Here is a 19,563-nt window from a genome sequence, read left to right on the forward strand (position 1 = left end):
CGCGTGCTCATACGACTCCTCCGGACGTTCCTCCATCCGTACCGACAACCGATCGCCCTGCTGGTGGCGTTGCAACTGCTGCAGACCGGCGCCACCCTCTATCTGCCCACGCTGAACGCCGACATCATTGACAACGGTGTCGTAGATGGAGATACCGGCTACATCCTGACATTCGGCGCTCTCATGATCGGCGTCAGCGTGGTCCAGGTCCTGTGCAACATCGGGGCCGTGTACTACGGCGCCCGCACCGCCGCCGCGCTCGGCCGGGACGTACGGGCCGCCGTCTTCGAGCGGGTGCAGTCGTTCTCGGCCCGCGAGGTCGGACATTTCGGTGCGCCGTCCCTCATCACCAGGACCACCAACGACGTCCAGCAGGTCCAGATGCTGGTGCTGATGGCGTTCACCTTGATGGTCTCCGCGCCGATCATGTGCGTGGGCGGCATCGCCATGGCGCTCAGCCTCGATGTGCCGCTGTCCGCGGTACTGCTCGCGGTCGTACCGGTGCTGGGCATCGCCGTGTCGCTGATCGTGAAGAAGATGCGGCCGCTGTTCCGGACCATGCAGGAGCGGCTCGACACCGTGAACCGCGTGCTGCGTGAGCAGATCACCGGCAACCGGGTGATCAGGGCCTTCGTGAAGGACACATACGAGCAGGACCGGTTCCGTGGCGCGAACACCGAGCTGACGGACGTGGGCCTGTCGACCGGCCGACTGATGGCGCTGATGTTCCCGGTCGTCATGACGGTCGTGAACGTGTCGAGCATCGCGGTCGTCTGGTTCGGCGCCCACCGCATCGACAGCGGCGGCATGCAGATCGGCGCGCTCACCGCGTTCCTCGCCTATCTGATGCAGATCGTCATGGCGGTCATGATGGCCACCTTCATGTTCATGATGGTGCCGCGCGCCGAGGTCTGCGCCGAGCGCATCGAGGAGGTCCTGGCGACGGAGTCCAGCGTCGTGCCGCCGGTCTCCCCCGTACGCGAACTCGCCCGCCGCGGGCATCTCGAGGTGCGGGGTGCGGACTTCCGCTACCCCGGCGCCGAGGAGTCCGTACTCCGCGACGTGGACCTGGTCGCCATGCCCGGCGAGACGACCGCGATCATCGGGTCGACGGGCAGCGGCAAGTCGACCCTGCTCGGACTCGTCCCGCGACTGTTCGACGTCACCGGAGGCGAGGTTCTCGTCGACGGCGTGGACGTACGGGAGCTGGAGCCGGCTCTGATGGCGCGGACCGTCGGGCTCGTCCCGCAGAAGCCGTACCTCTTCTCCGGGACGGTCGCGACGAATCTGCGGTACGGGAATCCCGACGCGACCGACGAGGAGCTGTGGCACGCGCTGGAAGTGGCGCAGGCCGCCGACTTCGTACGCGAGCTGGAAGGCGGGCTGAACGCGCCCGTCGCGCAGGGCGGCAGCAATGTGTCCGGCGGACAGCGGCAGCGGCTCGCGATCGCGCGGACGCTGGTGCAGCGGCCGGAGATCTATCTCTTCGACGACTCGTTCTCGGCGCTGGACTACGCGACGGACGCCGCGTTGCGCGGGGCGCTGTCGCTGGAGACGGCCGAATCGACCGTCGTGATCGTCGCCCAGCGCGTGTCGACGATCCGGGATGCCGACCGGATCGTGGTCCTCGACGAGGGGCGTGTGGTGGGAACCGGCCGTCATCACGAGCTGATGGCGGGCAATGAGACATACCGGGAGATCGTGCTCTCCCAGCTGACCGAGGCGGAGGCTGCCTGATGGCCGGTCCTGGCGGACGCATGATGATGGGCCAGTCCGGTGAGCGGTCCATGGACTTCAAGGGCTCGGGTAAACGACTGCTGCGGCAGCTCGCCCCGGAGCGGGTGACGCTGTGGGTGATGCTCGCGGCCGGTGTGCTGAGCGTGGCGCTGTCGGTGGTCGGGCCCTGGATCCTGGGGAAGGCGACCGACCTGGTCTTCGCCGGGGTCGTCGGCCGCGAGATACCGGACGGCACGACGAAGGAGCAGGCCATCGAGGGCCTGCGGAAGCAGGGCGACGGGGGACTCGCCGACATGCTCTCCGGGGTGGACTTCACCCCCGGGCACGGCATCGACTTCACCGCGGTCGGGAACGTGCTGCTGGTGGCGCTCGCCGTGTACGTGGCGGCCGGGCTGCTGATGCTGGTGTCGACACGCATGTCGATCCGGGTGATCAACAGCACCATGTTCCGGATGCGTGAGGACGTACAGGCGAAGCTGTCGCGGCTGCCGCTGTCGTACTTCGACAAGGCCAAGCGCGGCGAGGTGCTGAGCCGCGCGACGAACGACATCGACAACATCTCGCAGACCTTGCAGCAGTCGATGGGTCAGCTGATCAACTCGGCTCTGACGATCGTCGGTGTGCTGGCGATGATGTTCTGGATCTCGCCGCTGCTGGCGCTGGTCGCGCTCGTGACCGTGCCGCTGTCGGTCGTCGTGGCGACGAAGGTCGGCAAGCGCTCGCAACCGCAGTTCGTCCAGCAGTGGAAGTCCACGGGCCGGCTCAACGCCCATGTCGAGGAGATGTACACCGGCCATGCGCTGGTGAAGGTCTTCGGGCGGCAGGACGAGTCCGCGAAGGAGTTCGCCGAGCAGAACGAGGCGCTGTACGAGGCCGGTTTCCGGGCGCAGTTCAACAGCGGGGTCATGCAGCCGCTGATGTTCTTCATATCGAACCTGAACTACGTCCTGGTGGCCGTGGTCGGCGGACTGCGGGTCGCGTCCGGCACCCTGTCCATCGGCGATGTCCAGGCCTTCATCCAGTACTCGCGGCAGTTCTCGATGCCGCTGACACAGGTCGCGTCGATGGCGAACCTGGTGCAGTCCGGCGTCGCCTCCGCCGAGCGCATCTTCGAGCTGCTCGACGCTGACGAGCAGGCGCCCGACCCCGTGGTCGGAGCCCGTCCCGGGGAGCTGAGCGGAGCGGTCGCGCTGGAGAAGGTGTCGTTCCGCTACGACCCGGAGAAGCCCCTCATCAAGGATCTGTCGCTGAAGGTCGAGCCGGGGCAGACGGTCGCGATCGTCGGCCCGACGGGCGCGGGCAAGACCACACTCGTGAATCTGCTGATGCGGTTCTACGAGGTCACGGGCGGCCGGATCACCCTCGACGGCGTCGATGTCGCGACGATGTCGCGGGACGAACTGCGGTCCGGGATCGGGATGGTGCTGCAGGACACGTGGCTGTTCGGCGGGACGATCGCCGAGAACATCGCGTACGGGACCTCGCGTGTGGTCACGCGCGAGGAGATCGAGGAGGCGGCGCGGGCGGCCCACGCCGACCGCTTCGTCCGGACCCTTCCGGACGGGTACGACACCGTCATCGACGACGAGGGCGCGGGCGTCAGCGCGGGCGAGAAGCAGCTGATCACCATCGCGCGGGCGTTCCTGTCCGACCCGGTGATCCTGGTGCTCGACGAGGCGACGAGCTCGGTCGACACCCGTACCGAGGTGCTGATCCAGAAGGCGATGGCGCGGCTCGCCCATGGTCGTACGTCGTTCGTGATCGCGCACCGGCTCTCCACGATCCGGGACGCGGACGTGATCTTGGTGATGGAGAATGGCTCCATCATCGAACAGGGCACGCATGACGAGCTGTTGCTGGCGGAGGGTGCGTACGCGCGCCTGTACTCCGCGCAGTTCGCCCAGGCCGTGGCCGAGGTCGACTGACGCACGACGACCAACCCCCCGGGGGACGCCGGGGAACGACGGGGAACGCCGGGGAACGCCGGGGAACGACGGAGAAACGGGGAGACCGGATGGAGAAGAAGGCAGGCACGGGGGTGGCGCTCGGGATCTCGCTGGGCATGGCCTTCGGGGTCCCGATCGGGTTCGCTTTCGACAACCTGGCACTGGGCATCGGGATGGGCATGTGCCTGGGCGTCGCTTTCGGAGCGAGCTACGAAGCGCGGAACAAGCGCAACGCACAGCCGTCCGACGGTGACGGCGACGCTCAGTCCAGGTAGCCGCGCAGCTGGTCCGCGAAGGCGTGGTCCCGCAACTTGTTGAGGGTCTTCGACTCGATCTGGCGGATGCGTTCGCGCGTCACGCCGAAGATCCGTCCGATCTCCTCCAGGGTGCGGGGCCGGCCGTCGGCCAGTCCGTACCGGAGCTGGACGACCTTGCGTTCGCGCTCGCCGAGGGTGGAGAGCACCGCCTCCAGGTGCTCGCGCAGCAGGAGGAACGCCGCCGATTCGACGGGGGACGCGGCGTCGCCGTCCTCGATGAGGTCGCCGAGTGCGACATCGTCCTCCTCACCGACCGGCGCGTGCAGGGACACCGGTTCCTGGGCGAGGCGCAGCACTTCGCCGACCCGCTCGGGCGCCAGGTCGAGCTGGGCGGCGACCTCTTCGGCGCTCGGTTCGTAGCCGCGCTCCTGGAGCATGCGGCGCTGGACCCGTACGACGCGGTTGATGAGTTCGACGACATGGACGGGGACACGGATGGTCCGGGCCTGGTCGGCGAGGGCCCGGGACATGGCCTGGCGGATCCACCAGGTCGCGTACGTCGAGAACTTGTAGCCGCGCGCGTAGTCGAACTTCTCGACCGCGCGTATCAGGCCGAGGTTGCCCTCCTGGACGAGGTCGAGCATGGTCAGCCCGCGGCCGACGTACCGCTTGGCGACGGAGACGACGAGGCGGAGGTTGGCCTCGATGAGGCGGCGCTTTGCCATCCGGCCCATGACGACGAGCTTGTCGAGGTCGAGGGCTAGCTGGGAGTCCAGATCCGGGGCGTTGCTCAGCTTCGCCTCGGCGAACAGGCCCGCTTCGACGCGTCGGGCGAGATCCACTTCCTCGACGGCGGTGAGGAGGGGGATCCGGCCGATCTCCCTGAGGTACTGACGGAAGAGGTCGGAGGAGGGGCTGGAGCCCTGCTCGACCCGGGCCACCGGCTCGGGTGGCTCGGGGATGTCCGGAACCTCTGCTTCGGGGACCGGCGGCTCGCCGGCCTCGGGATGGTGCGCTGCCCGGCTCTGCGGCGGAACGGCCGCGACCGGATCGGCTTCTGTCAGGGTCTGGGTCTGCACGGGGGCGACCTCCACGTTGGGCGCTGCCGGTTCGGGGGCAGGCGGCAGCGGGACGGGGACGGCGGCCGGGCCGCTGTCCGTCCCGTACACGATGAGCGGATCCGCGGGGGTGAGTGGCCCACCTCTCGTGGGCCGGCCGCGCTCCGAGGACTCAGGCACCGCACCCCAGTGTGGGGTACGACACATCACTGCCACGAGGGGCGTGCGGTGACTTTTTGAGTCCGGTCCGTGACCGGGTGGTTACGGGGCCGGGGCCCACGAGGCCGGGGGTCCGGGGGTCGCCCCCCGGGACGCGTCTCAAACGCCGACGGGGCCGATTTTTCAGCCCGTCTGGGGGTCCCCCCACGCCGCAGGGCGTAGGGGGAGTTCGAGGACGGGCACCCCGGCTGCGCCGACGGGAACCGGCACGCTTCCAGGCCCCGGCGTGCGGGGGCGGAGGCCACTGCGAGGCCGGGGGTCCGCGGGCCGGGCCCCGGTGCTCAGAGCGCCTCCGCGCCCCGGTTCCGGAGCGACTGGCCGTACTGCTGGAGCACCCATAGCTCGTTCTGGACGGCTGCGAGGTGCTCCGGGTCGGCATGCGCGCCGAGCCGCGCCAGGGTGCCCTGGACATCGCGGATGCGGCGGTCGACCGCGCGGAGGCGGACCTGTACGAGCTGGAAGCCCGCGTAGGTCTCGTCGACGGTGCGCGAGTGCACCGCCTCCACGGCGAGCTCGGTGATCATCGCGCGTACGGTGTCGTTGGGCGCGGCGTCTCGGACCCTGGCCAGATAGCCGGGTGCGTCGGGGACGCCCTGCTCGGCGCCGCCCGCTTCGGCGATGGCCTGGCGTACGGCGGCGTAAGGCGGGGCGGTGAACTCGTCCGCCCCGTACGCGTCGAACGCCGGCGAGACCAGCTCGGGGTGCTGGAGGGCGAGCTTCAGCAGCTCGCGCTCGGTGCGGTGGGCAGGGCTGCGGAGGTTGAGCGCGGGGCCGCTGGGATGCGCGGCGGGGCGCCCGGTGTCGTACGAAGGTGCCTGGCGCGCGGGCGCCGGGCCCTGGCCGCCGCGATCCCGCGCCCACCGCGCGAGCTGGGCGACGCGCTTGACCACGAACTGGGTGTCGAGGATGCCGAGGAGCCCGGCGAGCTGGACGGCGACCTCGTGCTGCGACGCGCTGTTCTTGATCCGGGCGACGATCGGCGCGGCCTCGTCGAGCGCTGCGGCCCGGCCGACCGGGGTCTCCAGGTCGTAGTTCTTCACGATCTGGCGGATCGCGAACTCGAAGAGCTGGTTGCGTGGCTCCGCCAGCTCACGTACGGCCTCGTCGCCCTTGGCGAGGCGCAGCTCGCACGGGTCCATGCCGTCCGGTGCAACCGCGATGAACGTCTCGGCGGCGAACTTCTGATCGTCCTCGAAGGCCCTGAGCGCGGCCTTCTGTCCGGCCGCGTCACCGTCGAAGGTGAAGATCACCTTTGCGCTGCCGTTGTCCATCAGCAGCCGGCGGAGGATCTTGATGTGGTCGCCGCCGAAGGCGGTGCCACAGGTCGCGATCGCGGTCGTCACGCCGGCGAGATGGCAGGCCATCACGTCCGTGTATCCCTCGACGACGACGGCGCGACTGGACTTGGCGATCTCCCTCTTCGCCAGGTCGATGCCGTACAGCACCTGGGACTTCTTGTAGATCGCCGTGTCCGGGGTGTTCAGGTACTTCGGGCCGTTGTCGTCGTCCCGGAGCTTGCGCGCGCCGAAGCCGACGACATCGCCCGAGATATCGCGGATCGGCCACATCAGCCGGCCGCGGAAGCGGTCGATGGGGCCGCGGCGGCCCTCCTGGGACAGCCCCGAGAGGACGAGCTCCTTGTCGGAGAAGCCCTTCCCGCGGAGAAAGCGGGTCAGGTGGTCCCAGCCGGCCGGGCTGTATCCCACGCCGAAGTGCTGGGCCGCGGCCTGGTCGAAGCCGCGCTCGGCGAGGAACTTCCGGCCGATCTCGGCCTCCGCGCTGTCGAGCTGCTCCACATAGAACTGGGCCGCGACCTGGTGGGCCTCGACGAGGCGGATGCGCTCGCCGCGCTGGTGGCTCGGGTTGTACCCGCCCTCCTCGTACCGCAGCGTGATCCCGGCCTTGGCGGCGAGCCGCTCGACGGCCTCGGAGAACGACAGGTGGTCGACCTTCATCACGAAGGTGAGGGTGTCCCCGCCCTCCTGGCAGCCGAAGCAGTGGAAGAGGCCCTTGCTCGGACTGACCTGGAAGGAGGGGGACTTCTCGTCGTGGAAGGGGCACAGCCCCTTGAGGTTGCCGCCGCCCGCGTTGCGCAGCTGGAGGTATTCGGACACGACGGAGTCGATCGGGACCGCGTCCCGTACCGCCTTCACGTCGTCATCGTTGATCCTGCCTGCCACGCGAGGATTCTACGGGGCCGGGGGTCCGGGGGTGGCCCCCGGGAGATGCGCTACGGGGCCGGTGCGACAGCACTCAGTGGAGTGGCCGGGTTCGCCAGGGCGTCGGTGTCCACGGGCGCGCCGGAGCGGATCAGGCCCTGGATGTCCTCCGTCACATCCCACACGTTCACATTCATCCCGGCCAGTACCTTGCGGTCCTTCAGCCAGAAGGCGATGAACTCGCGCTTGCCCACATCGCCGCGGAGCACGACCTGGTCGTACGAGCCGGGCGGCGCCCAGCCCGAGTACTCCATGCCGAGGTCGTACTGGTCGGAGAAGAAGTACGGGATCCGGTCGTAGGAGACCTGCTTGCCGAGCATGGCGCGGGCGGCGGCCGGGCCGCCGTTCAGCGCGTTGGCCCAGTGTTCGACGCGGAGGCGGATGCCGAGGAGCGGGTGGTGGGCGGCGGCGACGTCGCCCGCCGCGTAGATGTCGGGGTCGGAGGTGCGCAGCGACGCGTCGACGGCGACGCCGCCCCCGTGGGCGCGGTCGACGAGGGCGAGCCCCGCGGATTCGGCGAGTCCGGTGCGCGGCGCCGCGCCGATCGCGGCGAGGACGCTGTGGGCGGGGTGCTCGTCACCGTCGTCCGTGCGGGCGGCGAGGACCATTCCGTCCTGGCCGGTGATCTCGGTGAGGCGGACGCCGAAGCGGAAGCGGACGCCGTGCTCGCGGTGCAGGTCGGCGAAGATCTGGCCCAGCTCGGGGCCGATGACCCGGTGCAGCGGGGTGGGCTCCGGCTCGACGATCGTGACCTCGGCGCCGTAGCCACGGGCGGCGGCCGCGACCTCCAGGCCGATCCAGCCGGCTCCGGCGATCAGCAGATGGCCGTTGTCACGGCCGAGTGTGGTGAGAACTTGCCGTAGCCGGTCCGCGTGGGCGAGGCGGCGCAGATGGTGGACGCCCGCCAGGCCCGTACCGGGGATGTCGAGGCGGCGCGGCTCGGCGCCGGTGGCGAGCAGCAGCTTGTCGTAGTTGACCGTGGTGCCGTCGCCGAGGCGTACGGACCGGCCGTCGCGGTCGATGGCGGTGACGGGCTGGCCGAGGTGCAGCTCGACGTCGTTCTGGGCGTACCAGGCCGGCTCGTGGACGAAGACGCTGTCGCGCTCCTCCTTGCCGGTCAGATAGCCCTTGGAGAGGGGCGGGCGTTCGTAAGGGTGGTCGCGTTCGTCACCGATCAGGATCACCCGGCCGGTGAACCCCTCGGCGCGGAGGGTCTCCGCCGCCTTGGCCCCGGCGAGTCCCCCGCCCACGATGACGAAAGTCCGATGCGCGTCGACCACTTGATGCCTCCTTGTTTACTGCCGGGGGTCCAAGGGCTGTCACCCCGGATAACACAGCACGCTACGCCGACTGGCTGCGAGCGTCCCGCACGGAGCGTGATGGGGGAAGAGGGGGACCTTGGTGGGCGTGTCGGTTCCGGCCGTTCCGCCGAGAGGGGATCACGGCCGGCGCAGTGCCGGCCGGGCGTGCAGGGTGCGGGCCGAGTCGTCCGTGAGGGACGCGATCTGGTCGACGATGACCCGCTTACGGGCGCGGTCGTCGGCCGCGGCCTCGAACATGGCGCGGAACTGCGGGTCCAGGCCCTCCGGGGCGCGGGCGACGAGCGCGTCGGCGAGCTCGGCGACGACGATGCGCTGGTCCGCGCGGAGCGCCTCCTGCTCGGCGCGTTGCATCACATAGCGGTCCGCGACCGCCTTGAGGACGGCGCACTCCAGATGGGCCTCGTGCGGGACGACCAGCTCGGCGGCGTACCGGGTGAGCCGGCCGGTGCCGTACGCCTGCCGGGTGGCGCCCTCGGCGGCCAGGCAGAACCGGCCGATCAGCTGACTGGTCGCATCCTTGAGACGGGCCTGGGCGACGGCGGAGCCGTCGTAGCCGTGCGGCCACCACTCCTGGTCGACGAGGCGGTCCAGGGCGTCGGCCAGCTCCTGCGGATCCGTGTCCTCGGCGACGTAGCGTCCGATGGCCACCGTCCAGATCTCGCTCCGCTCGGCCTCGGAGAAGAGCATGTTCGGATCGATGTGGCCGGCGTGCAGGCCGTCCTCGAAGTCATGGACCGAGTAGGCCACGTCGTCGGACCAGTCCATGACCTGCGCCTCGAAGCACTTGCGGTGGGCCGGGGCGCCTTCCCTGACCCATTCGAAGACCGGCAGGTCGTCCTCGTACACCCCGAATTTCGGCGAACCGGGGTCGGTGGGATGTCCGCCGCGCGCCCAGGGGTACTTGGTCGCGGCGTCGAGGGCCGCGCGGGTGAGGTTGAGGCCGACGCTGATCAGCTCGCCGGACGCCTCGGAGTGGACGAAGCGCTTGGGCTCGATGCGGGTGAGCAGCCGGAGCGACTGGGCGTTGCCCTCGAAGCCGCCGCAGTCCTTGGCGACGTCGTTGAGGGCCTGCTCGCCGTTGTGCCCGAACGGCGGGTGGCCCATGTCGTGGGCGAGGCAGGCGGTCTCGACCAGATCGGGGTCGCAGCCGAGCGCCGCTCCCAGTTCCCGGCCGACCTGGGCGCATTCCAGGGAGTGCGTCAGCCGCGTACGCGGACTGGGGTCCCAGGCCGCGCTGCGCGAGCCGGGCGTCACCACCTGGGTCTTGCCGGCGAGCCGGCGCAGTGCCGCGGAGTGCAGCACGCGCGCGCGGTCGCGCTGGAAGGCCGTGCGGCCGGGGCGCTTGTCCGGCTCGGCGGCCCAGCGCGCGGTGGCGGCGTCGTCGTAGTCGCAGGGGTCGGTGGTGGTGCCCGTGGTGCCTTCCATGCTCCTGACGGTAACCGCAGTCGCCGACAGCGTGGCTCAGGCGGTGACCAGTTGGCGCTGGCCGCCCACGGACGGCGCGGCCTGCGCCTCGTCGTAGCGATGCAGGACGAGCCGCGCGAGCGCGGGGTGGGCCCCGATGGGCGCGGCGGCGGTCCAGGGGGCGGCGGCCGCGGCGGCCGTGGCGAACCGCCCGGGGGCGGTGAAGTAGGAGGCGACCGCCGTCCGGTGCCGGCCACGTGCGGCCAGCGCGCGCAGTGCCTCGGGAACGCTGGGCAAGACGGCGGAGGAGGCGTAGGCCGGGACGACGGGCACCCCGCCGAGGCGCTCGCCCAGCATCGCGGCGGTGAGGCGGGCGTCCGCGGCCGACTCGGGGTCGCGCGAACCGGCGGCGGCGAGCACCACGCCGGCGCTGCGGCTGGTGCCGTCCGCGGTGCGCCACCCCGCCTCGACGAGGCGGGCGTACAGCGCCTCGACGAGCAGCGGATGCGGGCCGAGCGGCGGGGCGATCCGGGCACGCAGTCCCGGCGCGCCGGCGACGGCGGCGGGAATGTCCTGCTTCACGTGGTAGCCGCGGCCCAGCAGCAGTGGTACGAGTACGGCCTCGCGGTCGCCGAGGGCGGCGAGGGTGTCGGGCAGCAGCGGTTCGTCGAGCTCGATGTGCCCGAGCCGTACGTCGAGACCGGGGCGCAGCTCCCGGACCCGGTCGAGCAGCCTGCTGACGGTGTGCAGGGCGCGCGGGTCCCGGCTGCCGTGGGCGACGGCGACGAGGGTGGGGGCGGCGAGCGCGGGGGCAGGGCCTGCGGCAGAATCCGCGGCGAGGTCCGGGGCGAGCTTCGCGGCCGGGGGCCGGTGGGTGGCGGGCGGCGGGGGACTCGGGGTCTGTCCGGAGCCGGCTATGAACAGGTCTGCGGTGCTCTCACGGGAAGAAGTCATAGGTCTGCGCACTCCGTTGAGCTGGACATGACTGAGCTGTGCCCCGAGCTGCGCGGTGATGCGGGTGAGCAGTTGCGCGGTGGTGTCGAGGGGCGGCGTGTTCGGGGCCAGGGACTCGCGAGGGTGTGCCGACTCCGTCATGAACCGATCCTGGCGGGCGCAGGTTGCGGCCTCGTTGCGCCGGAGTGACGGGTGTTTTCCACGCCCTCACCGGCTCGAGGGCGGCGTTGTCAGCCCTGTCGGCCGCCGGGCCGCGGACATTCGACCGTGCCCGGGGCCGGGCCGCGCGCAGGGCAGGGCACCACTTCGGGCGCAGGGCCGGGCACCGCTTCGGGCCGGTTCGGGCGGCTCCTCAGCTGGCGAGCCAGACCCGCAGCGTCGTGCCCGGGACGAAGCCCTGCTGGACGGCCGCGGTCAGGGAGTCGCCGTGTTCGTAGCCGACGACGGGCATGCCGGGCCAGAGGCGGGCGACGGCGGCGAGGCAGCCCGCCCAGGCGCGATCGAGGTCTCCGTCCGTGCCGAAGAGGTTGGAGACTCCCACGACGGATTCGCTGCGGCTCACGACCGCTCCGGCAACCGTGCGGGTGCCGCGGTCCGTGGTCCCCGCGAGCAGCGTCGTGGAGCGGTCGGCGAGGAGTTCGGCACGGAAGAGTCCGGCCAGGTCCTGGTCGCCCTGTGCCCATGCCGAATCCCACTCGACCAGGTTCCGCACCGTCCTGACCGGCCGCCAGGTGACGTCGTCCGGCGCGACGGGGGCGGCGAGGACGGCCGGGCGGTGGATCCACCGTGCCTCGAAGAGCACGTCGAATCCGTCCGCCGACAGATCGAGCCGCCCGAAGCTGTCCTTGACCGAACAGCCCGGTGCCTCGCGGTCGACCTGCTCCAGCACCTCGCGCCCCGTGGCGTCCGGCGTGAGGGTCACGGCGTCCGGGTACAGCGGCGGGGTGCGGTGCTCGCTGGTCCAGGCCCGTTCGCCGAAGACCCCTGAGACCCCGTGCGCGCGGCACATGGTGTCGCACCACTGGGCGTTGTTACGGGCGGCGTGCGCATCGTGCCACACAGTGGTCATGAACCACATCATGCCGGACCCGCCGGCCGGGTTCGGACCACACCGGCACCCCGGGGCAGCCGGGCACGGCCGATTCCGGGGTCCGTGGTGCGGACGTGCCCCCGAAGAGGTGACGTGGCCAGGGCCCTCCTCCGGATCGGGCCGGATCCGCGGGCGGGGGCCCGGTGCGTACGCCGTGACGGGGTACGCACGAGTTTCGCCGATCACATCGACGTGGTGCGGTGAACCGATGCGCCTCCGACGGCGTCGGACGAGGTGAACCGAGGGACCAGGGGGTCATCCATGCGCAAGCGCTCACTGCGCACGCTCTCATTCGGCGGGCTCACGCCGCGCACGCTCTCCCCGCGCACGCTCGCGCGGCGTACGCTCGCGCTCCTGCCGAGGAGCAGGCGCGGGCAGCGGCGTGCCGTGCAGGCGGTGATGCTCGGGTGCGTGTTCGCGCTGGCACCCGCGACCTGGATGCACGCGGTCGCCGACAGCCGTATCCGTACCACCGCCGATGTGCCCGCGCGCGATGTCGCCGTCGTCTTCGGGGCGGGTCTGTGGAAGGGCCGGCCGACCCCGTATCTCGCGCACCGGCTCGACGCGGCCGCCGAGCTGTACCGCACCGGGAAGGTCAAGGTCGTGCTCGTGACCGGGGACAACAGCCGGGTCGAGTACGACGAGCCGGACGCGATGCGCACGTATCTCACCGCACGTGGTGTGCCGGACGGGCGGATCGTCAGCGACTATGCGGGCTTCGACACCTGGGACTCGTGCGTACGCGCCAAGAAGATCTTCGGGGTCGACCGGGCGGTGCTGGTGACGCAGGGCTTCCACATCAAGCGGGCGATCGCGCTGTGCGATGCGGCAGGGATCGAGTCGTACGGCGTCGGGGTCGCCGAGCCGCATGACTCGGTCTGGTACTACGGCGGGGCGCGGGAACTGTTCGCGGCGGGCAAGGCGGCGCTGGACGTCGCGTTCGAACCGGACCCGCGGTTCCTCGGCCCGCAGGAGCCGGGCGTCACGGAGGCCCTGGCCTCGGCCACCGCCGCGCCCTGAGCTGCTCACCGTGCCGGGCGACGCGGGCGGAGGTGTGCGTACCGAAGCCGTAATGCGCCGAGCCCGCCGCCGTAACACGGACGACGCACGCTGAGTGCCATGTCCCCTGCACCGGCCCCCGCCTCCGCGCTCGTTCCCACCCACTGCCCCTACTGCTCTCTGCAGTGCGGCATGAACCTGCGCGCCGAGGAGACGGGGACGGTCGAGGTCGTGGAACGCACGGACTTCCCCGTGAACCGGGGCGCCCTGTGCGGCAAGGGACGTACCGCACCCGCGGTGCTCTCCTCCCAGGTGCGGCTGACCGGGCCCCTGGTCCGACGCCCCGCCACAGGCAGGCTCGAACCGGCCACCTGGGAGGAGGCTCTGCGGGCCACGGCCGACGGACTGCGGCGGACCCGCGCGGTGCACGGCGCGGACGCCGTAGGGGTGTTCGGCGGCGGGGGCCTGACGAACGAGAAGGCCTACGCGCTCGGAAAGTTCGCCCGCGTCGTGCTCGGCACCTCGCAAATCGACTACAACGGCCGCTTCTGCATGTCGTCCGCGGCGGCCGCGCACCAGCGGGCGTTCGGTCTCGACCGGGGGCTGCCGTTCCCGCTGGAGGACATTCCGCGCACCGGGTGCGTCGTCCTCGTCGGCTCGAACCTCGCCGAGACGATGCCGCCCGCGCTGCGCTATCTGACGGAGCTGAAGGAGAACGGCGGCACGCTGATCGTCGTCGATCCGCGCCGTACGAGGACGGCCGAGCAGGCCGATCTGCATCTCGCGCCGCGGCCCGGGACCGATCTGGCGCTCGCGCTCGGGCTGCTGCACCTGGTGGTGGCGCAGGGCCGTACGGACGAGGAGTTCATCCGGGAGCGTACGACCGGGTGGGAGGAGGCCAGGGCGGCCGCGATGGCGCACTGGCCCGAGCTGGTCGAGCGGCTCACCGGGGTCGGCGTGCCGCAGTTGCGCGAGGCGGTACGGATGTTCTGTGACGCGCCCACCGCGATGGTGCTCACGGCGCGCGGCCCCGAGCAGCAGTCGAAGGGCACGGACACGGTCGGCGCATGGATCAATCTCGCCCTCGCGACCGGGAAGGCGGGCCGGCCGCTCTCCGGCTACGGCTGCCTGACCGGGCAGGGCAACGGGCAGGGCGGCCGCGAGCACGGCCAGAAGGCCGACCAGTTGCCCGGGTACCGCAAACTCGACGACCCGGCGGCGCGGGCGCATGTGGGGCGGGTGTGGGGTGTCGACCCCGACTCGCTGCCCGGCCCGGGGCGCAGTGCGTACGAACTGCTCGACGCGCTGGGCCAGGACGTGAAGGCGCTGCTGCTGATGGGTTCCAACCCGGTGGTCTCGGCGCCGCGCGCCGCGCACGTCGAGGAACGGATGCGGGGGCTCGACTTCCTCGCCGTCGCGGACGTGGTGCTGTCGGAGACGGCGGAGCTGGCGGACGTCGTGTTCCCGGTGACCCAGTGGGCGGAGGAGACGGGGACGACGACGAACCTGGAGGGGCGGGTGCTGCTGCGGCGCCGGGCGATCACACCTCCGGTGGGGGTACGGAGCGACCTGGAACTGCTGCACGGACTGGCCGGGCTGCTGGGCCATGAGAAGGGCTTCCCGACGGACGCGGAGGAGGTTTTCGCGGAACTGCGCCGGGCGTCGGCGGGTGGGCCTGCCGACTATTCGGGCATCAGCTACCGGCGGCTGGAGGAGGAGAACGGCGTCTTCTGGCCGTGCCCGGAGGCGGCGGCCCCCGTCCGGGACACCCACCCCGGGACCCCGCGGCTGTTCCTGGACCGGTTCGCGACGCCGGACGGCCGGGCGCGGTTCGTGCCCGTGGTGCACCGGGCGGCCGGGGAGGAGACCGACGCCGAGTATCCCGTCGTACTGACGACCGGACGGGTCGTCGCGCAGTACCAGTCCGGGGCGCAGACCCGGCGGGTCGCCGAGCTGAACGCCGCGGCGCCGAGGCCGTTCGTCGAGCTGCACCCGCATCTGGCCGCGCGTGTGGGGGTGGCCGACGGGGAGCCGGTGGCCGTCGTGTCCCGCCGGGGGCGGGCGGTCGCACCGGCCCGGGTCACCGACGCGATCCGGCCGGACACGGTCTTCATGCCGTTCCACTGGCCGGGCGAGGGCCGCGCCAACACGCTGACGAATCCGGCGCTGGACCCGACGTCGCGCATGCCGGAGTTCAAGGTGTGCGCGGTGCGGCTGGAACGAGCTGGGGGCTGAGTTCCCAGACTCCTGTGCGGCGGGGGCGGGGAGGGGAGACCTCAGCCCACCGCCGACCAGTCGCCCCCGGGGATCACCGTCCCGTGTGCCCGCAGCTCGCCCGCCACCCCCTCCGCCGCCACGTACACCCACGCCGGGACGGCGCCCGCGGCCGTGTGGACGTCCCGGGCGACCCGTACGTACAGGTTGCGGGGGTCGCCGGGGCCGAAGTACTCCTCCAGATGGTCGAGTACCGCTATCAGCTCGCCGTAGTGCCCCGGCGCCGCCGTGACGAGTTCGCCGGTGACGGTGCCGTCGCCCTCGACGGCGTACGGATAGCCCGGCCCCTCGTACAGCACCGCGCCGCTCAGCCGCGCGGGCTCCTCGGTGGCGGTGCGGCCGCGCAGGAAGCGGTCGTGGTTGTGTTCGCCCGCGCGGAGCGTGCCGTAGACGAAGAACGGCAGTGGCCCGCCCGTCACGGCGCCGTCGCCGTCGTCTCCGCCGCGACCCACTCCAGATACGCGGCACTGCCCCGCACCACCGGCGTCGCGATGATCTCCGGGGTGTCGTAGTCGTGGTGGGCCCGCACATGCGCCTCCAGCGCTTCGTAGCGGGCCGCCGTGGTCTTGAAGAGGATCTGCCACTCCTCGCTGGTCTCGATGGCGTTCTGCCAGCGGTAGACGGAAGTGACGGGCGCGGAGATCTGCGCGCACGCGGCCAGTCGCGCCTCCACCGCGCCGCGCGCCAGCTCCTCGGCCTTCTCGGCGCTGTCGGTGGTCGTCAGGACAGTCAGGACGGTCAGGGCGACGGTCACGGACACTCCTCTCGAGTCGTGCGGAAACAAGGGCCCGAACCAGGGCCGGAACCAGGGCCGGAACCAAGGACAGGACCAAGGACAGGACCGAAGTCGGCTGCCCGCCGGTCTCCCCCGGGCACCGCACGACTGTTTTACAACGGCGTCAGCCCGTGTAGGGGCGCCGGCTCCTGGCGTCCCGCAGTGCGATGGCCCACCAGGCGATCTGGTCGAGCATCGTCTTGACGGCGCCGACGGGCGCGGCCGGGGCCTTGTGCTGTCCGTCGGCGTCGAAGTGGGTGCCGGCGTTGTGGAAGGAGACGGGTGCGAAGAGTCCGAGGGGCTTCAGCAGGGTCAGTGAGCGGCGTGGGGTCGGCGGGGCCCGTGGGGTCGGCGGGGGTCGTGGGGTCGGCGGGGGTCCGGGAGTCGGTGGTCTGCACAGAGGTGGTGAGGTCCATGCCTCCGAGCCTGTTACTTAAACCATGGTTGAGGTCAAGCGGGTACTCTGGGCACATGACCCATCTCGCCTGGGACGCCAAGGAAGCCACCGTCGGTGAGCTGGCAGAACGCAGCGGTGTCGCCCCGTCCGCACTGCGGTTCTACGAACGCGAGGGGCTGATCAAGAGCCGCCGTACGTCCGGCAATCAGCGGCGCTACAGCCGGGACACGCTGCGGCGCGTCGCCTTCATCCGCACCTCCCAGCGGCTCGGCATCCCGCTCGCCACGATCCGCGAGGTGCTCGGCCTGCTGCCGGAGGACCGCACGCCGACCAGGGAGGACTGGGCACGGATCTCGGAGTGCTGGCGCGACGACCTGGACAAGCGGATCCGTACGCTCCAGCGGCTGCGCGACAATCTCTCGGACTGCATCGGCTGTGGCTGTCTCTCACTGGACCGGTGCGTGCTGTCCAACCCGTGCGACGAGCTGGCGTCGCACGGGCCCGGGCCACGGCGTCTGATCGAGGACTGACCCCGGCATACGGTATGCCCATGACGACTGCTCCCGCGGTGTACATCGAGATCGACGGCAGACCGGTGGCCGAGGCGGATCCGGATCTGCTCCCCGTACTGCAGGGTGGCTACGGCCACTTCACGGCGATGCAGGTACGCGGCGGCCGGGTACGCGGTCTCGCGCTGCACCTGGAGCGGCTGGACGGCTCGACGCGCGAGCTGTTCGGCACGGCGCTGGACGGGGAGCGGGTGCGTGCGCGCATTCGGCAGGCCCTCACCGCGACCGGCAGGCGGGACGCCTCCGTGCGGGTCCACGTGTACGCGACGTACGGGGCGGGCGGGGCGGGCGGGGACGCCGAGCCGATCCTGGTGGTGACCGTACGGGGGCCGCAGGAGATGGGCGAGGCGCCGCGGAGCCTGATGTCGGTGCCGTACCAGCGGCCGCTCGCCCACATCAAGCACGCGGGCGGTGTCGGCCAGACCTACTACGGCATGGCCGCGGTCCGCGCCGGCTTCGACGCCGCGCTGCTGACCGGGCCCGGCGGGGTGATCTCGGAGGGCCACATCACCAATGTCGCCTTCTGGGACGGGACATCGGTCGTCTGGCCGGACGCGCCCGCGCTGCGCGGCGTCACGATGGCGCTGCTGGAGCCGCTGCTGCCGTCGGTGCGGCGCGAGGTGACGCTGGCGGATCTCGCCTCCTACTCGGCGGCGTTCCTCATGAACTCACAGGGCCTCGCGCCCGTTCGCAGGATCGACTCCACGGAGTTCGCGGTGGACGAGGGCCTGATGAAGCGGGTGCGGGAGGCGTACGAGGGCGTCCCCTGGGCCGAGATCTGACGCCCTGACCGGGGAGGAATCCCTCACCCTTTCGGCGTGGCGGCCGAAGCTATGCGGCCAATGGCGGAGCACACCCCGCGTGACCTGCGGTGACGCACCACGAGCAAGGCGACACACCGTGTGGTTCGAGCGAATCTGATCGCCCATCAGCAGGCGTGGGCGGCCGACTGCCTCTTACCTCTGAAGTGAAACGAACCGCGGTCACGCCTTCGGCGCGGCCCCTGGCGGTCCATCGCTCCGGAGGACGACATGCGCACCACCGCCCGCCTGCTGACCGGCCACGTTCTCGCGGCCGTCTGCCTCGGCGTGCTCGCCGCACCGACCTCGTACGCCGAAGACTTCGAACCGCTGGAGATCACGCCCTCGGTCGTGTCCCCCGGGGCGAGCGTCACGGTGAGGGCCACCGGCTGCGGCAAGGGCGGCCACGGCACGGGTGACGCCCAGTCGCTCGGCGCGGGTGACTTCAAGCTGTCGCCCTCCGCACGGAAGGAGGCCGTGGCCGGAAAGTTCACCGTGCCGAAGAACGCCAAGCCGGGGAACTACGGCATCGCCGTGCTGTGCGACGACGGCAAGGAGGCCACCGGGGATCTCGTGGTGCAGTCCCAGGGGCAGCAACCGCGCGGCCATGTGAAGACGGGCGTCGGCGGCAGCGTCGGCCCCGACACCACCCAGATCGCGGCGGGAGCGGCCGTCCTGGCCGCAGCCGCCGTCGGCGGGACCTGGCTCCTGCGTCGCCGGGCGAGCGGCGCGCAGGGCAGCTGACGGGGAGCGGCATTCGCTCAGCCTCCACCGTCGCTCGTACCGCCGTCTCCGCCCCCGTCATGCTTCGTCCGGCTGACGGGGGCGGAGAGCCATATCCCGGACCAACTCCCGGAACCCGGGCCATCTCCCGGAACGGACCCGGAACCCGGACCCGGAACCCGGAGCACCGGAGCACTCCCGGAGGAGTTCATGAAGACCAAGGGCTGGCTGATAGTCATCGCCGTCTGCGTCGGCGTATGGCTGGTCCAGAACGGCTCGAAACGCATCACCCCGCCCGTCCCCTCCGTCGCCGAGGCATTCGCGGCCGGACAGCACACGGACGCCGCCGCCGATCCGCTGCCGCCCTCCGAACCGGTCCGGTTCCGTATCCCGAGGATCGGCGTGGACGCCCCGGTGATGCGGCTCGGGCTCTCCCGGGACAACAGCCTCAACGCCCCGCCCGCGGGGAACAGCAACCTGACGGGCTGGTACGCGAACGGCACGCCCCCGGGCGGCAGAGGCACCTCCATCGTCGTCGGCCATGTCGACAACGCGCGGGGCCCCGCCGTCTTCTACAGCCTGGGCACGCTGAAGAAGGGCCACCGCATCGAGGTCCTCCGCGAGGACGGCCGCACGGCTGTGTTCACGGTCGACGCCGTCGAGGTGTACGAGAACGAGGACTTCCCGGACCGCAAGGTCTACGGGGCCACGGACCGGGCCGAGCTGCGCGTGATCACCTGCGGCGGCAGCTTCGACAACAGGACCGGCTACCAGGGCAATGTGGTGACGTACGCGCATCTCATCGGCGTACTCGAGTAGG

General features: G+C 71.4%; 17 protein-coding genes. 9 read left to right on the forward strand and 8 right to left on the reverse strand.

The window, feature by feature from the left end; all coding sequences use genetic code 11:
• The first annotated feature begins 3 nt into the window (after nucleotides 1-3).
• The 3 genes from ACZ6ZQ_RS13590 (at nucleotide 4) to ACZ6ZQ_RS13600 (ending at nucleotide 3,958) form a co-directional block, all read left to right on the forward strand.
• A complete protein-coding gene (locus ACZ6ZQ_RS13590) occupies nucleotides 4-1,737 on the forward strand; it encodes an ABC transporter ATP-binding protein (protein WP_469768695.1) in 1,734 nt (577 codons plus the stop codon).
• Entirely contained in the window at nucleotides 1,737-3,662 is a 1,926-nt protein-coding gene (locus ACZ6ZQ_RS13595) for an ABC transporter ATP-binding protein (RefSeq protein ID WP_469768696.1), read from the forward strand. Before ACZ6ZQ_RS13590 ends, ACZ6ZQ_RS13595 begins: the two co-directional genes overlap by 1 nt.
• An 89-nt stretch (nucleotides 3,663-3,751) precedes the next feature.
• Complete coding sequence (locus ACZ6ZQ_RS13600; protein ID WP_469768697.1) at nucleotides 3,752-3,958, forward strand: glycine zipper domain-containing protein; 207 nt, start codon at nucleotides 3,752-3,754, stop codon at nucleotides 3,956-3,958.
• On the opposite strand, the gene ACZ6ZQ_RS13605 is transcribed toward ACZ6ZQ_RS13600, so the two are convergent.
• The 6 genes from ACZ6ZQ_RS13605 to ACZ6ZQ_RS13630 form a co-directional block, all read right to left on the reverse strand.
• Nucleotides 3,946-5,178, reverse strand: coding sequence for an RNA polymerase sigma factor (locus ACZ6ZQ_RS13605; RefSeq protein WP_469768698.1), 1,233 nt, complete (start codon nucleotides 5,176-5,178; stop codon nucleotides 3,946-3,948). The genes ACZ6ZQ_RS13600 and ACZ6ZQ_RS13605 overlap by 13 nt on opposite strands.
• A 320-nt stretch (nucleotides 5,179-5,498) precedes the next feature.
• Complete coding sequence (gene dnaG, locus ACZ6ZQ_RS13610; RefSeq protein ID WP_469768699.1) at nucleotides 5,499-7,397, reverse strand: DNA primase; 1,899 nt, start codon at nucleotides 7,395-7,397, stop codon at nucleotides 5,499-5,501.
• A gap of 50 nt (nucleotides 7,398-7,447) precedes the next feature.
• Nucleotides 7,448-8,716: an NAD(P)/FAD-dependent oxidoreductase gene (locus tag ACZ6ZQ_RS13615; protein WP_469768700.1), complete on the reverse strand. Its 1,269-nt coding sequence runs from the start codon at nucleotides 8,714-8,716 to the stop codon at nucleotides 7,448-7,450.
• Nucleotides 8,717-8,875: 159 nt separating this feature from the next.
• Nucleotides 8,876-10,183 carry a deoxyguanosinetriphosphate triphosphohydrolase gene (locus tag ACZ6ZQ_RS13620; protein WP_469768701.1) on the reverse strand — a complete coding sequence of 436 codons (1,308 nt, stop codon included), beginning with the start codon at nucleotides 10,181-10,183 and terminating at the stop codon, nucleotides 8,876-8,878.
• A 36-nt stretch (nucleotides 10,184-10,219) separates the two neighbouring features.
• Nucleotides 10,220-11,257 carry a sirohydrochlorin chelatase gene (locus ACZ6ZQ_RS13625; protein ID WP_469768702.1) on the reverse strand — a complete coding sequence of 346 codons (1,038 nt, stop codon included), beginning with the start codon at nucleotides 11,255-11,257 and terminating at the stop codon, nucleotides 10,220-10,222.
• Nucleotides 11,258-11,468: 211 nt separating this feature from the next.
• A complete protein-coding gene (locus ACZ6ZQ_RS13630) occupies nucleotides 11,469-12,185 on the reverse strand; it encodes a hypothetical protein (protein WP_469768703.1) in 717 nt (238 codons plus the stop codon).
• Nucleotides 12,186-12,605: 420 nt separating this feature from the next.
• On the opposite strand from ACZ6ZQ_RS13630, the gene ACZ6ZQ_RS13635 reads away from it, so the two are divergent.
• Both ACZ6ZQ_RS13635 and ACZ6ZQ_RS13640 read left to right on the forward strand, forming a co-directional pair.
• Nucleotides 12,606-13,226, forward strand: coding sequence for a SanA/YdcF family protein (locus tag ACZ6ZQ_RS13635; protein WP_469768780.1), 621 nt, complete (start codon nucleotides 12,606-12,608; stop codon nucleotides 13,224-13,226).
• A 99-nt stretch (nucleotides 13,227-13,325) separates the two neighbouring features.
• Nucleotides 13,326-15,440: a molybdopterin oxidoreductase family protein gene (locus tag ACZ6ZQ_RS13640; RefSeq protein WP_469768704.1), complete on the forward strand. Its 2,115-nt coding sequence runs from the start codon at nucleotides 13,326-13,328 to the stop codon at nucleotides 15,438-15,440.
• Nucleotides 15,441-15,481: 41 nt separating this feature from the next.
• Here ACZ6ZQ_RS13640 and ACZ6ZQ_RS13645 read toward each other — a convergent pair whose 3' ends face one another.
• Nucleotides 15,482-15,931 (reverse strand): gamma-glutamylcyclotransferase family protein, encoded by a 450-nt coding sequence (locus tag ACZ6ZQ_RS13645; RefSeq protein ID WP_469768705.1) that lies wholly within the window; start codon nucleotides 15,929-15,931, stop codon nucleotides 15,482-15,484.
• Complete coding sequence (gene cutA, locus ACZ6ZQ_RS13650) at nucleotides 15,895-16,233, reverse strand: divalent-cation tolerance protein CutA (RefSeq protein ID WP_469768706.1); 339 nt, start codon at nucleotides 16,231-16,233, stop codon at nucleotides 15,895-15,897. The genes ACZ6ZQ_RS13645 and cutA overlap by 37 nt, the downstream gene beginning before the upstream one ends.
• A 492-nt stretch (nucleotides 16,234-16,725) precedes the next feature.
• On the opposite strand from cutA, the gene soxR reads away from it, so the two are divergent.
• The 4 genes from soxR to ACZ6ZQ_RS13670 all read left to right on the forward strand — a co-directional run bounded on the left by soxR (nucleotide 16,726) and on the right by ACZ6ZQ_RS13670 (nucleotide 19,562).
• Nucleotides 16,726-17,181, forward strand: a complete 456-nt coding sequence (gene soxR / locus ACZ6ZQ_RS13655) for a redox-sensitive transcriptional activator SoxR (protein WP_453660119.1) — start codon at nucleotides 16,726-16,728, stop codon at nucleotides 17,179-17,181.
• A 20-nt stretch (nucleotides 17,182-17,201) separates the two neighbouring features.
• Complete coding sequence (locus ACZ6ZQ_RS13660; RefSeq protein WP_469768707.1) at nucleotides 17,202-18,002, forward strand: aminotransferase class IV; 801 nt, start codon at nucleotides 17,202-17,204, stop codon at nucleotides 18,000-18,002.
• A gap of 249 nt (nucleotides 18,003-18,251) precedes the next feature.
• Nucleotides 18,252-18,764, forward strand: coding sequence for a hypothetical protein (locus ACZ6ZQ_RS13665; RefSeq protein ID WP_469768708.1), 513 nt, complete (start codon nucleotides 18,252-18,254; stop codon nucleotides 18,762-18,764).
• A 189-nt stretch (nucleotides 18,765-18,953) separates the two neighbouring features.
• Nucleotides 18,954-19,562 carry a class F sortase gene (locus tag ACZ6ZQ_RS13670; protein ID WP_469768709.1) on the forward strand — a complete coding sequence of 203 codons (609 nt, stop codon included), beginning with the start codon at nucleotides 18,954-18,956 and terminating at the stop codon, nucleotides 19,560-19,562.
• The last annotated feature ends 1 nt before the right edge of the window (nucleotide 19,563 follow it).

Source organism: Streptomyces sp. NPDC053673 (genome assembly GCF_055585225.1).

Coding starts and splice junctions, on each gene's coding strand:
- ACZ6ZQ_RS13670 (WP_469768709.1), top strand. CDS start 18,954: ATGAAGACCAAGGGCTGGCTGATAGTCATCGCCGTCTGCGTCGGCGTA.
- ACZ6ZQ_RS13620 (WP_469768701.1), bottom strand. CDS start 10,183: ATGGAAGGCACCACGGGCACCACCACCGACCCCTGCGACTACGACGAC.
- ACZ6ZQ_RS13630 (WP_469768703.1), bottom strand. CDS start 12,185: ATGACCACTGTGTGGCACGATGCGCACGCCGCCCGTAACAACGCCCAG.
- ACZ6ZQ_RS13660 (WP_469768707.1), top strand. CDS start 17,202: ATGACGACTGCTCCCGCGGTGTACATCGAGATCGACGGCAGACCGGTG.
- soxR (WP_453660119.1), top strand. CDS start 16,726: ATGACCCATCTCGCCTGGGACGCCAAGGAAGCCACCGTCGGTGAGCTG.
- ACZ6ZQ_RS13625 (WP_469768702.1), bottom strand. CDS start 11,257: ATGACGGAGTCGGCACACCCTCGCGAGTCCCTGGCCCCGAACACGCCG.
- ACZ6ZQ_RS13640 (WP_469768704.1), top strand. CDS start 13,326: ATGTCCCCTGCACCGGCCCCCGCCTCCGCGCTCGTTCCCACCCACTGC.
- ACZ6ZQ_RS13600 (WP_469768697.1), top strand. CDS start 3,752: ATGGAGAAGAAGGCAGGCACGGGGGTGGCGCTCGGGATCTCGCTGGGC.
- ACZ6ZQ_RS13665 (WP_469768708.1), top strand. CDS start 18,252: ATGCGCACCACCGCCCGCCTGCTGACCGGCCACGTTCTCGCGGCCGTC.
- ACZ6ZQ_RS13635 (WP_469768780.1), top strand. CDS start 12,606: ATGCTCGGGTGCGTGTTCGCGCTGGCACCCGCGACCTGGATGCACGCG.
- ACZ6ZQ_RS13595 (WP_469768696.1), top strand. CDS start 1,737: ATGGCCGGTCCTGGCGGACGCATGATGATGGGCCAGTCCGGTGAGCGG.